13 protein-coding genes are annotated in these 11,945 nt (G+C 67.9%); 7 read left to right on the forward strand and 6 right to left on the reverse strand.

Annotated features, from left to right (window positions below; genetic code table 11):
* The first annotated feature begins 18 nt into the window (after positions 1-18).
* The 3 genes from J7520_RS08645 (at position 19) to J7520_RS08655 (ending at position 1,395) form a co-directional block, all read left to right on the forward strand.
* Complete coding sequence (locus tag J7520_RS08645) at positions 19-261, forward strand: hypothetical protein (RefSeq protein WP_291186776.1); 243 nt, start codon at positions 19-21, stop codon at positions 259-261.
* Between the two features lie 312 nt (positions 262-573).
* A complete protein-coding gene (locus J7520_RS08650; protein WP_291186779.1) occupies positions 574-960 on the forward strand; it encodes an MAPEG family protein in 387 nt (128 codons plus the stop codon).
* Positions 961-993: 33 nt separating this feature from the next.
* Positions 994-1,395 carry a TfoX/Sxy family protein gene (locus J7520_RS08655; protein WP_291186782.1) on the forward strand — a complete coding sequence of 134 codons (402 nt, stop codon included), beginning with the start codon at positions 994-996 and terminating at the stop codon, positions 1,393-1,395.
* 34 nt (positions 1,396-1,429) lie between these two features.
* Here J7520_RS08655 and J7520_RS08660 read toward each other — a convergent pair whose 3' ends face one another.
* Positions 1,430-1,888: a low molecular weight protein-tyrosine-phosphatase gene (locus J7520_RS08660; protein ID WP_291186785.1), complete on the reverse strand. Its 459-nt coding sequence runs from the start codon at positions 1,886-1,888 to the stop codon at positions 1,430-1,432.
* 544 nt (positions 1,889-2,432) lie between these two features.
* Between J7520_RS08660 and J7520_RS08665 the strand changes: the two genes are divergently transcribed.
* Positions 2,433-3,128 (forward strand): hypothetical protein, encoded by a 696-nt coding sequence (locus tag J7520_RS08665; RefSeq protein ID WP_291186788.1) that lies wholly within the window; start codon positions 2,433-2,435, stop codon positions 3,126-3,128.
* A gap of 108 nt (positions 3,129-3,236) precedes the next feature.
* Here J7520_RS08665 and J7520_RS08670 read toward each other — a convergent pair whose 3' ends face one another.
* Together J7520_RS08670 and kdsB are read right to left on the reverse strand one after the other, a co-directional pair.
* Positions 3,237-3,629 (reverse strand): hypothetical protein, encoded by a 393-nt coding sequence (locus J7520_RS08670; protein ID WP_291186790.1) that lies wholly within the window; start codon positions 3,627-3,629, stop codon positions 3,237-3,239.
* 261 nt (positions 3,630-3,890) lie between these two features.
* Positions 3,891-4,667 carry a 3-deoxy-manno-octulosonate cytidylyltransferase gene (gene kdsB, locus J7520_RS08675; protein ID WP_291187783.1) on the reverse strand — a complete coding sequence of 259 codons (777 nt, stop codon included), beginning with the start codon at positions 4,665-4,667 and terminating at the stop codon, positions 3,891-3,893.
* 149 nt (positions 4,668-4,816) lie between these two features.
* Between kdsB and J7520_RS08680 the strand changes: the two genes are divergently transcribed.
* Positions 4,817-5,785, forward strand: a complete 969-nt coding sequence (locus tag J7520_RS08680) for a DMT family transporter (protein ID WP_291186794.1) — start codon at positions 4,817-4,819, stop codon at positions 5,783-5,785.
* 8 nt (positions 5,786-5,793) lie between these two features.
* Positions 5,794-6,375, forward strand: a complete 582-nt coding sequence (locus tag J7520_RS08685) for a hypothetical protein (protein WP_291186797.1) — start codon at positions 5,794-5,796, stop codon at positions 6,373-6,375.
* A gap of 100 nt (positions 6,376-6,475) precedes the next feature.
* Here J7520_RS08685 and J7520_RS08690 read toward each other — a convergent pair whose 3' ends face one another.
* The 3 genes from J7520_RS08690 to ispG form a co-directional block, all read right to left on the reverse strand.
* Complete coding sequence (locus J7520_RS08690) at positions 6,476-7,393, reverse strand: ribokinase (protein ID WP_291186800.1); 918 nt, start codon at positions 7,391-7,393, stop codon at positions 6,476-6,478.
* Between the two features lie 92 nt (positions 7,394-7,485).
* Positions 7,486-9,180: a glycosyltransferase family 39 protein gene (locus J7520_RS08695; protein WP_291186803.1), complete on the reverse strand. Its 1,695-nt coding sequence runs from the start codon at positions 9,178-9,180 to the stop codon at positions 7,486-7,488.
* A 69-nt stretch (positions 9,181-9,249) separates the two neighbouring features.
* Positions 9,250-10,497 (reverse strand): flavodoxin-dependent (E)-4-hydroxy-3-methylbut-2-enyl-diphosphate synthase, encoded by a 1,248-nt coding sequence (gene ispG / locus J7520_RS08700; RefSeq protein ID WP_291186806.1) that lies wholly within the window; start codon positions 10,495-10,497, stop codon positions 9,250-9,252.
* Between the two features lie 400 nt (positions 10,498-10,897).
* Here ispG and J7520_RS08705 point away from each other — a divergent pair, with 400 nt between their 5' ends.
* Complete coding sequence (locus J7520_RS08705) at positions 10,898-11,896, forward strand: peptidoglycan-binding domain-containing protein (RefSeq protein WP_291186809.1); 999 nt, start codon at positions 10,898-10,900, stop codon at positions 11,894-11,896.
* The last annotated feature ends 49 nt before the right edge of the window (positions 11,897-11,945 follow it).

Below are 11,945 nucleotides of genomic sequence, written 5' to 3' on the forward strand. Positions count from 1 at the left end.
GGCGAACAAGAGTGGCGGATGTATGAAGTTCAGAACATGGGCGAACGCATCGTGGTGCAGGCCGCGCTGCGGTCGCTGCTGGCCAGCCATCCCGATCCTGCCGCTCTGCGGACGATCTGGGCGCAGCTCATGACGCAGATGTGGCAGGAGTATCCGGCCGTGTTCGGCAACATTCCGCAGGCCGAGAAGGAGCTGCTGGTGCAGTCGATGCAGCGCGCGCTGGCGGCGTACGAAACGCATCTGCCGCCGGTGGCGGAGTAAGCGCATCGCTTGCCGAGCGAGCGCGTCCGGATCGGCTGCTGCTCGCTCGGTACGCGCCGCGTACCGGAACACGCTCATGCGAAGAAGCCCGTGCGGGCATCGCGGCGGGCTCGATGATGGCGAACCGGCACGCGTCGCAGGAACGACTGGTCTCGCGCGCGCAGCGCAACGCGTCGCACGCGACCTGCTCACGGCCGGATCGGCCCATCTGAAGAGCCACGGCGGTGGAAGCCGCGGCACGTCGTGCCTGCGCGGCATGCCTTCCCGCATGAGGCATCATCCGACGCAGTGTCCTAGGAGGCCGAAATCCCCATGAACTACGTACACATCGTCGCGGTGCTGGCCGTTCTGCAGTTCTTTCTGTTCGGCATCCTGGTCGGCCGGGCCAGGGCGAAGTACGGGATCAAGGCGCCCGCCACCAGCGGCCACGAGATGTTCGAACGCGCCTTCCGCGTGCACGCCAATACGCTCGAGCAGCTCGTCGCGTTCCTGCCGGCGCTGCTGCTCGCCAGCGCGTATTGGCCCGATGCGATCGTTGCCGGCGCCGGCGTCGTCTATCTGGCCGGCCGGTTTCTCTATCGGCAGCACTACCTCGCCGATCCCGCCAAGCGCGGCCCCGGCTACGTGTTGACGGTGCTGCCCACCGTCGGACTCCTCGCGGCGGTATTGGTCGGCGCCGTCACTCGTGGCGCAATCTGACTCCTCGGCCTCGCGACGTCACCAGTCAGACCATTGTTCGGCCGCCTTCGGAGCACCGGAATGCCGTCACCCTCTTCCCGGAAATCGTCGCCGCCCGAATGGGTCGAGCGCTTCACCGCGGCGCTGCCAGCCGATCCGCGCATCGTGCGCAAGCCGATGTTCGGCTACCCCGCCGCCTTCGCCGAAGGCAATCTGGTGTGCAGTTTGTACCAGGACGCGGTCGTCGTCCGGCTCGGCAAGGACGGCGCCGCTCGTGCCGTCGCAGAGCACGGCGCACGGCAGTTCGCGCCGATGCCCGGCCGCACCATGACGGGGTACGTGCTGGTGCCGCCGACTGATGCCGAGCAGCAGGAAACCCTCGCCACCTGGCTTCGGCAGGCGCTGGACTTCACGCTGACGCTGCCGAAGAAGGCGCCCGCGAAATCGCCTCGCTGAGCGCCACGGCGAGCCGAATCGCGGGACTTCCCGCTCAAGCCTTGCGCAACCGCTCGATCCACGTGTCGACGCCGGCCCGCGCCAGCGCGACCACTTTCTCGAAATCGGCGTGGTTGCCGTAGTACGGATCGGGCACCTCGTCATCGCCGAGGAACAGCCGCGGTTCCGCGCCGCCGGAGTCCGGACGCGCGCGTTCCAGCGCGCGCAGGTTGACGCGATCCATCGCCAGCACGTAGTCGTAGCGCTCGAAGTCGGCGCGCACGACCTGGCGTGCGCGATGCCCGGCCAGCGGATATCCGTACCCTTCGGCGACGGCGATCGAGCGCGGATCGGCCGCGTCGCCGACGTGATAGCCCTCGGTCCCCGCCGACGCGACCTCGATCGCCAAACCCGCCCGCGCGAACTCGACGCGCGCGACCGCTTCGACCGTCGGCGAGCGGCAGATGTTGCCCATGCAGACGAACAAAATTGCCGGATTCTCTTTAATATTCATGCTCTTATAGTTTACTTCCAGTCACAAAAAAAAACATGCAAAAACATGCAAATGCAACATAATGAAATAAAGCCGTGTAAGGCTGAACCAAAGGCGTTTTCGCCCATCGTCAGAAAATTCCTACGCGGCACTGAGCGACCAATCTTATGTTGCATCGTCATACTACTCATGAGTAGTATGACGGTGGGCTTCTGGCAAAGCCCTGAGTTCTCACACAGCTGGCCTCAGAAAGATTCGTTCGATTCAATTAATGCGATCGCTTGATATCAAATATCAATTAATATAGGGAGATATATTAAATGAATAAGATTAAGATCGCAACTATAACAGTACTTATGGCGTTATCAACTTATGCCCTGGCTGATGATATAATGATAATCCGAGATCAGGGGATACGATATACATTCACCTGCCAATCCCAATGCGTGCTTAATCTATACTCCGGAGGTGGATGGAGCGTAACCGACAGAGGCGGCGGGAGCGTCTACTACGTTCTTATGGCCGAATAAATTAATTCGCAGCTTCTTTAAGTTGACATTTTAACATGAAAAAAATTCATAAATTGACGATTTCAGCTCTCCTAATTGCAGCTGCAGCGACGGCTGGAATCTTAATTTATATGAATCGATCTACGTTACCTGCACAGAAAATTGACCGCGGGGTGGATGCCCCGCGGTCAACTGTTTTTTCCGATGAGCAAGTCATTCCCGTTGAGAAGGAGCCGGCAAACATCTCTGGCCAGGCCAATGATGAGGGCGGCGGATCCTCCATAAGGAAGGCTCCTGCGAACAAGCCGGCCGCCCTTATTTTGAATTCAGAGAAATCACTAGTTGCTGAAATTGACGGAAATCAAGGTATTGATGTTAGAGTTTCGACTTCTTTAATGATGGGTAAGAAATTCGGCGATTTCATGGAGCGCCTTTCGCTAGAATCCTCGAGCGTACCTTTGGCTCGCGATATCACTGATTTATATACCCATGCAGCAGATGAGGCGAACGCCGCTGTTGACAACTCAATTAATATCAATATTGCGTGCGGCATGGTCGTCTGTGGCGTATCGGCCACTGCGCCGACGAAAGATGCATTTGAAGCATGGTTCAAAGCTTTTGTTGAAAACCAATCGGCTCGCCCTAATGCGGCTGGGCGGTACGACATGGTTCTCGACAACGGCAGTGTCGAGTATAGGATCATCTTTTCTACCGATCCGCAAAAAAACCAGGTAATTGCACCGTCGAACTAAGCTTGCTCGGTTAGTTTCGTCGGTCAACTACCCTCAATTGTCAGCAGCGCCCCAGTTTGAAATTTCGGGCCGCGGCTGACGCTTCTTGTAGGCGTCACGCGCAGCGACTTACGAATAGCGGAACTCGCCCACCCAATGTCGCGACGTATCTCCATTCGCGTAGATGTTCAGTCTCTGCGCGCCGTCGACGATGGGGTCCGGGTCGACCAGCTCCAATAGCGGCTGCGCGCTACCGTTGAGGCACACCCGGACGCGGCCGCCGCCGTTGGCCAGCCGGAGCGTCAGCGCCTGGGTGGCCGGATCGACGCCGTGCGGCGCCTGCCCCTGATACTCCGCGCCGCGGTAGAGCCGCACGTTCGCCTGCTGAATCTTCGCCACGTAGCCTGCGTTCCCCTCGCTAGCGTGGATGTGCACGATCAGCTCGGCGTAGCCGTCCGTCGTGGACGGGCGCCACATGACCCGTACGGGCTGGTCGCCGCCGAGCAGCCCGGCCAGCAGCACGCCGAGCGTCTTTCGCCAGCTCAGCGAGCGGCCACCTTCTCCTTTTGAACGCTCTACTTGACGGGGAAGGCTACGTACGGACGTGCCCTACGCGGTGCAGACCTTTCCGCCCCACATCAACAGCTTCGGCGTGATCGCCGGCTACTACGTCGACACGGAGAACCACAACCACGGCTTCGTCGCGACGCCGTGGTGAGTACTTGAGCCCACGATCGGGAACGCGAAGGCTCCTCGACGCCGAGGCGCCTTCGCGAACGTCGCTCAGCCAGCCGCGCCGCCGAGCAGCCGCTCGGTGCGCGCGAGATCCTCGGCCGTGTCCACGCCGGGCGGGAACGGCTCCGGCGCCAGGCGCACCGCGATCGCATGGCCGTGCTCGAGCGCGCGCAGCTGCTCCAGCGATTCGAGCTGCTCCAGCGGCGTGCGCGGCAGCGTGGCGAAGCGGCGCAGGAAACCGGCGCGATAGGCGTAAATGCCGATGTGGCGCAGGAACGGGCCCGCAGGCAGCGTCTGGCGCGTCTGCGCGAACGCGTCGCGCGGCCACGGCAGCGGCGCGCGGCTGAAGTACAGCGCGCGCCCGGAGGCGGCGCGCACGAGCTTGACGCAGTTCGGATCGAACAACTCGGCGGCGTCGTGCAGCGGCGTCGCCAGCGTCGCCATCGGCGCGTCGTCCGCGGCCAGCGCCGCGGCGACCTCGCGGATGCCGCTGGCCGGCGCCAGCGGCTCGTCGCCTTGCAGGTTGATCACGATCGCGTCGTCGGCCCAGCCGCACAGGTCGGCGCTCTCGGCCAGGCGGTCGCTGCCGGAGGCGTGGTCGGCGCGCGTCATCACCACGCGCACGCCGCTGCCCGCGAGCGCCGCTTCGATGCGCGCGTCGTCGGTCGCGACGACGACGTCGGCCGCCCCGGCCGCGCGCGCGCGCCGCGCCACGTGCACGATCATCGGCTCGCCGGCCAGCGGCAGCAGCATCTTGCCGGGCAGGCGCGTCGAGCCGTAGCGCGCCGGGATCGCGACGATGAAGGGAGGAGTCTCGCTGCGCATCGGCTCGGTGCCCATGAAATCGGTGCCCATGAAGTCGCTGTCCGTCGAACGTGTCCGTCGACTGCGTTGCGCAGGCGCCGGCGAATGCGTCAGCGTAGCGGAGCGCGCGCCGCCGCGACAACGCGAGCCGCGCGGTGGACGATGCTAGGATGCGCGCCTCTTCCGCCGGTCCCTTCCGCCCACTCGTGAACACGCCCGCCGCCGCGTCGCCCACGGCAACCGCCCTGCCGCTGCGCGCGGTCGCCTGGATGGTCGCCAGCACGCTCAGCTTCGGCACGATGGCGGTGCTGATCCGCATCGCCTCGGCGCGCGTGCATCCGTTCGAGATCGCCTTCCTGCGCAGCCTGTTCGGCGCGCTCGCCGCGCTGCCGCTCCTGTGGATGCGCGGTCCGGGCATCCTGCGCACCGACCGGCTCGGCTTCTACACGCTGCGCTGCGCGATCGGCGCGCTGTCGATGCTGGCCGGCTTCTGGGCGATCGCACACCTGCCGCTGGCGCAGGCGATCGCGCTGTCGTATTCCTCGCCGCTGTTCGTCACCATCGGCGCGGTGCTGTTCCTCGGCGAAGCCGTGCGCCTGCGCCGCTGGACCGCGGTCGCCGCCGGTTTCGTCGGCGTGCTGGTGATCGTGCGCCCGGGCGGCGACGGCTTCACCGCCGCCAGCCTGGTCGCGCTGTTCTCGGCGGCGATGACCGGCGTGGTCACGATCAGCATCAAGTTCCTCTCGCGCAGCGATCCGGCCGACACCATCGTGCTGCTGACGACCTGGCTGTGGGTGCCGCTGTCGCTGCCGGCCGCGCTGCTGGTCTGGCAATGGCCGCCGGCGGACCTGTGGCCGTGGCTGGTCGTGATCGGCGTGCTCGGCACGCTCGGCCAGTACGCCTGGACGCACGCGCTGAAACTCGCCGACGCCTCCTCGCTGGCACCGTTCAGCTACCTGCAGCTGGTCTTCGTCGCGGTGCTGGCCTGGCTGCTGTTCGGCGAGGCGCCGGACCGCTACACCGCGCTCGGCGCGGCGATCGTCATCGGCGCCAGCCTCTACATCGCGCGGCGCGAAGCGCTGCTCGCGCGCCAGCACCGCCGGCAGCCGCCGTCGGAAAAAGCCGAACCGCAGATCTGAGACGCCTCATGACCGAAACGCCGCCGGAACCCACTCCCACACCCAAGCCTTCGTCGCGGCCGGACCTGATCAGCGTCATCGCACTCGCGGTCAGCGTGTTTGCACTCGCCATCGGCGCCTGGCAGACGCGCCTGATGCAGAGCCAGGCGCGCGCCAGCGTGTGGCCATACCTCGCCATCGGCTACACCTACAGCAACAACGTCGACTCCAACGGCTTCATCTGGACCATCGACAACAACGGCGTCGGCCCGGCGCGCGTGCAGTCGGTCACGGTGAGCCTCGACGACAAGCCGGTGCGCAACTGGGACGAGATGATCGCCGCGCTCGGCATGCGCGAGCGCACGAGCACCGCGACCACCAGCTTCGCCGGCGCGGTGATTCCGCCGAACACGAACCGCGAGACGACGGTCGCGGCGCTTCGCGTGCATGGCCGCGAGTTGGCCGCCTTGTTCAAGGACGCGATCCCGCGCTTCAAGATGGACATCTGCTACTGCTCGGTCTACGACGATTGCTGGGTCGCGCACTGGCAGCGCTGGCAGGTCGACCCTGTGGACCGCTGCACGACCGACGGGACGCAGTTCGAGCAGTGACGCGTGCGATCGTGCTCGATCCCTGCGATCCGGCTGGCCCGACGCGTCGCGCAGATGCGCCTTCGGTGAGTCCGCCCGCGGCCATCGCCGGCCGCGCTTCTCACCGATCCTCGTCGATCCCGGCCTGACCCAGGAACGCCTCGACTTCTTCCCGCCGCGGGATGCTGGCCTGCGCGCCCAACCGCGTGCAGGCCAGCGCCGAGGCGGCGCAGGCCTCGCGCAACGCGCATGGCACCTCCGCGCCGCGCGCGAGCGCGGCGACCAAGGCGCCGCAGAACGTGTCGCCGGCGCCGGTGGTGTCGACGACCTCGACCGGGAACGCCGGCTGCTCCAGCATTTCCGTACCGATGCGCGCCAGGCAGCCGCGCTCGCCCAGCGTGACGATGACCCAGGGCACGCCGATGCGCGCGAGATTCGCTTCGATCGCCGCCTCCGCGCCGGCCAGCGCGGCGAGTTCGCCTTCGTTGACGATCAGCACGTCGACGTCGGCCAGCAGCTCCGCCGGCAGCGCCTGCGCCGGCGCTGCGTTCAACACGACGCGCACGCCGGCCGCGCGCGCCGCGCGCGCGTAGGCGGCGACGCTGGCGAGCGGCGTTTCCAGTTGCAGCAGCAGGTGGCCGACACCGTCCAGCGACGGCAGGTCCTGCGGCCGCAGCGCCGAGTTCGCGCCGGGCGCGACGGTGATCGCGTTCTCGCCTCGGTCGGAGACGCAGATGAAGGCCGTGCCGGTCGGCTGCTCGCGTTGCCGGCGGATGTCCAGCTCGACGCCGGCGGAACGCAGCGAGTCCTCGATCGGCTCGGCGAACGCATCCTCGCCGAGCGCCAGCAGCATGCGCGTCGCCGCGCCGCCGGCACGCGCGCAGGCGGCGGCTTGGTTGGCGCCCTTGCCGCCCGGGAACGTGCGGAACTCGCCGCCGAGGACCGTCTCGCCCGGCGCCGGCACGTGCGGTGCGCGCACCACGAAATCGAGGTTCGCGGAGCCGGCGACGAGAATCGAGGAGCGCGTTCGAGAAGACATCGGGCAGGTCCGCGGAAGGGAATGGACGCCGCCGCGAACCGGCGCAGCGAACGGTCGCCCAGTGTGCCGCAGCCGCGCGGCGGCGATCCACCCTAGCGCGAGGCGGTCGCTCCGCGCTCGACCGTCGACAGCAGCGACTGTAGCGACACGCCGCGTTCCAGAGCCGGCGCCCAGACCAGCGCGACGTCGCCCGCGGCGAGCGGCGCGAACCGGTGCCCGCCGGCCGCCAGGTGCACCGGGCCGTCGACGAAACGGTCGCCGTCGAGCCACCCCGGCACGCCGCCGTGGCGATCGACGAAGCGGTAGTCGCTGGCGATCGCGACGTCGAAGTCGACGCCCTTCCCCGCCGCGAGCGGTCCCAGATGGCGGCCGGCGATGCGCAGCCAGCCGTCGAGCGAGAGGTAGTTCGCCTCGACGAAGGCGCGGTCCGCAGCGGGCAGATGGTCGTCCACCAGCAGCGCGGTCGAGGTCGCCTCCAGGCGTTGGGGAAGATCGTCGCGGATCGAGCCGTCGCGCAGGCGCTGCTCGGTGACCCGCTCGATCACCCAGAAGAACGGCCGTCGACGGAAGATCGACTCGCCCTTCGGATCCATCACGTACTCGCCGGGCCGGCTCAGGGACAGGATCCGCGCGAGTTCGTCCTTCGACGGCGCATAGCGATCCGGGCTGCCCAGAACCCCGATCGCCAGCGCGCCGAACGCGAGCGCCAGCGGCACATATCGCAATGCGAAGCGCATCGGCGCGGCGCGGTGCCCGCCGCCCTCCGCCAGCAGCGCCGCCGGCAGCAGCGCGATCAGCGGCAGCACGGGCAGCAGGTCCTGGTGCGTGAACAGCGGCCAGTACGCGAACAGCGCGAGCAGGTAGCCGATCGCCGACAGCAGCACGACGCTGCCCCGTCGCCAGCGCGACGGCTTGGCGCGCGATCGCCAGTGCCGCGCGGCAGCGATCGCCAGCGCGTAGCCGACCGGAAACAGCCAGAAGTACCAGGCGCCGTGTTTCCAGCGGCCGAGATCCGCGACCACGTTGTGCTCGAAGATCGCGTAGAGCGCCTGGCGCCAGGCGTCGTGCGCAATGAAATACACGGCGAAGGCGGCCGGAATCAGCAAGGCGCCGGCGAGACCGGCCGCCGCGCACTCGGCCCAAAGCTTCGGCCGCAGCGCGAGCCGCCGTCGATCGAGGACGAAGACGGTGGCCACGGCGAGCAGCGCAGTCCCGAGCAGCAGCGTCGTCTTCGCCGACACGCAGAACGTCGCGCCGGCCAAGACGCCGACCAGGAACGCGCGCAGGGTGGTAAACGGGCGCACCAGCGCCGCGGCGACCGTGCACAACCAGAGCAGCATCCACAGGTCGTCGGTACGGAACTGTGCGGAGGTGTTGAAGAACACCGGCGTCGCGCCGGCGAGCAGGGCCGCGTAGACGCCCACACGCGAGGACCACAGGTCGCGGCCGATGCGCCAGGTCGCGTACAGCGCGCCGAAGTACAACGGGATCATCGCCAGCCGCGCCCACAGGACGACGTCGGCGCGCTCGCCGAGCAGCATCAGCAGCGGCGCGCACAGCAGGTGGAACAGCGGCGTGTGGTTGTCGAACACGTCGCGATAGACCACCAGGCCCTGCGTCCAGGCCCAGACCACGTGCAGGTGCTGCGCCTCGTCCGTGTCGGGCGCGAGGGTGAACGCGCGCACCACGCGCAGCACGAGCAGCAGCGCGAACGCGAACGTCGCCCAGGCGCGCGCCGAGCGCGGATCCCACCACGGCTGCTTTTGGTCGATCGGTATCGCCGGCATGTCGGATCGCTCCTTCGATCCGCGCAGCCTGCGCCGGAAACCTTACGGAATGGCCACAACGGCCCCGAGTCAGGCCGAGGCGCGCGCGGCGTAGCGTCGCGCGACATAGTCCTCGACGATGCCGACGAACTCGTGCGCGATGTTGTCGCCGCGCAAGGTCATCGCCTTCTGCCCGTCGATGAACACCGGCGCCGCAGGCGCCTCGCCGGTACCGGGCAGCGAGATGCCGATGTCGGCGTGCTTGGATTCGCCCGGGCCGTTGACCACGCAGCCCATCACCGCCAGCGTGAGGTTCTCCACGCCGTCGTACTTCAGCCGCCACTCGGGCATCTTCGCGCGCACGTGGTCCTGCACGGTCTTGGCCAGCTCCTGGAACAGCGTGCTGGTGGTGCGCCCGCAACCCGGACAGGCGGTGACCAGCGGCGTGAACGCGCGCAGGCCCATCGTCTGCAGCAGTTCCTGCGCGACGATCACCTCGCGCGTGCGCGATTCGCCGGGCTCCGGCGTCAGCGAGATGCGGATGGTGTCGCCGATGCCTTCCTGCAGCAGCACGGCCAGCGCAGCGCTGGAGGCGACGATGCCTTTCGAGCCCATGCCGGCCTCGGTCAGGCCGAGATGCAGCGCGTAGTCGCAGCGCGCGGCGAGGTCGCGGTAGACCGCGATCAGCTCCTGCACGCCGGAGACCTTGCACGACAGCACGATGCGCGCGCGCGGCAGGCCGAGTTCCTCGGCGCGCGCGGCGGAGTCGAGCGCGGAGCGGATCAGCGCCTCGCGGCCGACGCGCGCGGCGTCCCAGGGCTCGGCGCGTGTGTGGTTCTCGTCCATCAGCGCGGCGACCATCGACTGGTCGAGCGAGCCCCAGTTGGCGCCGATGCGCACCGGCTTGTCGTATCGCAGTGCGGTCTCGACGATCGCGGCGAACTGGGTGTCCTTCTTCTTGCCGAAGCCGACGTTGCCGGGATTGATGCGGTATTTCGCCAGCGCCTCGGCACAGGCCGGTTCGCGCTCCAGCAACTGGTGGCCGTTGTAGTGGAAGTCGCCGATCAGCGGCGCGGCCACGCCCATCATGTCGAGCCGCTCGCGGATGCGCGGCACCGCCGCGGCGGCCTCCGGCGTGTTCACGGTGATGCGCACCAGCTCGGAACCGGCCCGGGCGAGTTCGGCCACCTGTTTGGCGGTGCCGGCGACGTCGGCGGTGTCGGTGTTGGTCATCGACTGCACCACGATCGGTACCGCTCCGCCGACCGTGGTCGGCCCGATACGCACCGGTACGCTGGCGCGCCGCTTCAACGCTGCGCTTTCACTGGAATGGGTCATCTGCGGGTAGACGCGCCTGTGCGGCGCGAAGCTCGTGGGTCGTCCGGGACAGGGCGCGCCTACGCGGCGCACAGCTGGACGCGCATTATACGGACGCCAGCGGCGCATCCGGCCGCCGCACCGCCCGCGCGCGGGCCGCCCCGGCGAAATTACCGATTCGTTACCGAGCCGTTATCGGCCCGTGCCGACACGCCCCCGTTTCCGGCCTAGAGTCGGCCCCTTACGCAGCGGGCGCGACCTGCGGCCCGCCGCGGCGGTCTGCTATAGTCGCGCGCCGCGGGGGCGGGTCTTTTTTCTTTCCAGGCACATCTGGCACGCGATGCGGCGATTTCGCCGCGCCGGCCGTACGTCTGTCCGCCGCCGGCGTACCCCTCTACTGGAGCAAGCAATGGAGAAGCACATGAATTCCGTGAAGATCGCCTGCGCGTTCGGCATCGCCACGCTGCTGGCCGGCTGCGCCACCGGGCCGCAGATGGGCGGCGGCAAGAACAATCCGGTGACGGGCGCCGCCGGCGGCTCGTCCTCGGTCAACCGCAGCACCCAGCTCGAGCATTGCGATCGCCCGCTCGGCACCGCCGCGGTCGAGGAAGACACCTCGCAGCAGTGGTACGTGATCCTGACCTCGCAGTACCAGCTGCCGGCGACCACCCCGCTGCTGCGCCTGATGATCCAGCAGAGCAACTGCTTCGTGATCGTCGACCGCGGCCGCGCGATGGGTTCGATGATGGCCGAGCGCGACCTCGCCAAGTCGGGCGAGCTGCGCAACCGCAGCAACATGGGCGGCGGCCAGATGGTCGCGGCGGACTACATCATCACCCCGACGATCCAGTTCTCGCAGGAAACCGGCGGCGGCGGCCTCGGCGCGATCGCCGGCGCGTTCCACCCGCTGGCCGGCGCCGTCGCCGGCAGCATGAAGACCTCGGAAGCCTCGACCGTGCTGATGCTGACCGACACGCGTTCGGGCGTGCAGGTCTCGGCCGCGCAGGGCAGCGCGCGCAACACCGACTTCGGCTTCGGCGGCGTGCTCGCCGGCGGCGCCGCGGCGGCCGGTGCGGGCGCCTACGCCAAGACCCCGCAGGGCAAGGTCATCGCCAGCGCGTTCATGGATTCCTACAACCAGATGGTGCAGGCGCTGCGCTCCTACGCGCCGCAGCGCGTGAACGGCGGCCTCGGCACCGGCGGCGAGCTGAAGGTCGACGGCGCCAGCAGCGCCGGCGCACCCGGCATGTCGCTGATCGACGCGCAGCGTCGCCTGAAGGACCTGGGTCTCTACAACGGCAAGCCGGACGGCATTTCCGGTCCGGGCACCTCCGGCGCGCTGCGCAAGTTCCAGCAGATCCGCGGCCTGCCGGTGACCGGCCAGCTGGACGATCCGACCGCCGCCGCGCTGCAGCAGTAAGCGACGCGTCGCGATCCGCGAACGACGGCGCCGGGATTCGTCCCGGCGC

The sequence above is a fragment of the Dokdonella sp. genome, assembly GCF_017744955.1.
GTDB lineage: Bacteria > Pseudomonadota > Gammaproteobacteria > Xanthomonadales > Rhodanobacteraceae > Dokdonella_A.

Bases quoted from the DNA above. Each gene is read 5' to 3' on its own strand.
- J7520_RS08695 (WP_291186803.1), bottom strand. From the start codon at position 9,180: ATGCCGGCGATACCGATCGACCAAAAGCAGCCGTGGTGGGATCCGCGC.
- J7520_RS08650 (WP_291186779.1), top strand. From the start codon at position 574: ATGAACTACGTACACATCGTCGCGGTGCTGGCCGTTCTGCAGTTCTTT.
- kdsB (WP_291187783.1), bottom strand. From the start codon at position 4,667: ATGCGCAGCGAGACTCCTCCCTTCATCGTCGCGATCCCGGCGCGCTAC.
- J7520_RS08680 (WP_291186794.1), top strand. From the start codon at position 4,817: ATGCGCGCCTCTTCCGCCGGTCCCTTCCGCCCACTCGTGAACACGCCC.
- J7520_RS08665 (WP_291186788.1), top strand. From the start codon at position 2,433: ATGAAAAAAATTCATAAATTGACGATTTCAGCTCTCCTAATTGCAGCT.
- J7520_RS08685 (WP_291186797.1), top strand. From the start codon at position 5,794: ATGACCGAAACGCCGCCGGAACCCACTCCCACACCCAAGCCTTCGTCG.
- ispG (WP_291186806.1), bottom strand. From the start codon at position 10,497: ATGACCCATTCCAGTGAAAGCGCAGCGTTGAAGCGGCGCGCCAGCGTA.
- J7520_RS08660 (WP_291186785.1), bottom strand. From the start codon at position 1,888: ATGAATATTAAAGAGAATCCGGCAATTTTGTTCGTCTGCATGGGCAAC.
- J7520_RS08645 (WP_291186776.1), top strand. From the start codon at position 19: ATGTATGAAGTTCAGAACATGGGCGAACGCATCGTGGTGCAGGCCGCG.
- J7520_RS08705 (WP_291186809.1), top strand. From the start codon at position 10,898: ATGAATTCCGTGAAGATCGCCTGCGCGTTCGGCATCGCCACGCTGCTG.
- J7520_RS08690 (WP_291186800.1), bottom strand. From the start codon at position 7,393: ATGTCTTCTCGAACGCGCTCCTCGATTCTCGTCGCCGGCTCCGCGAAC.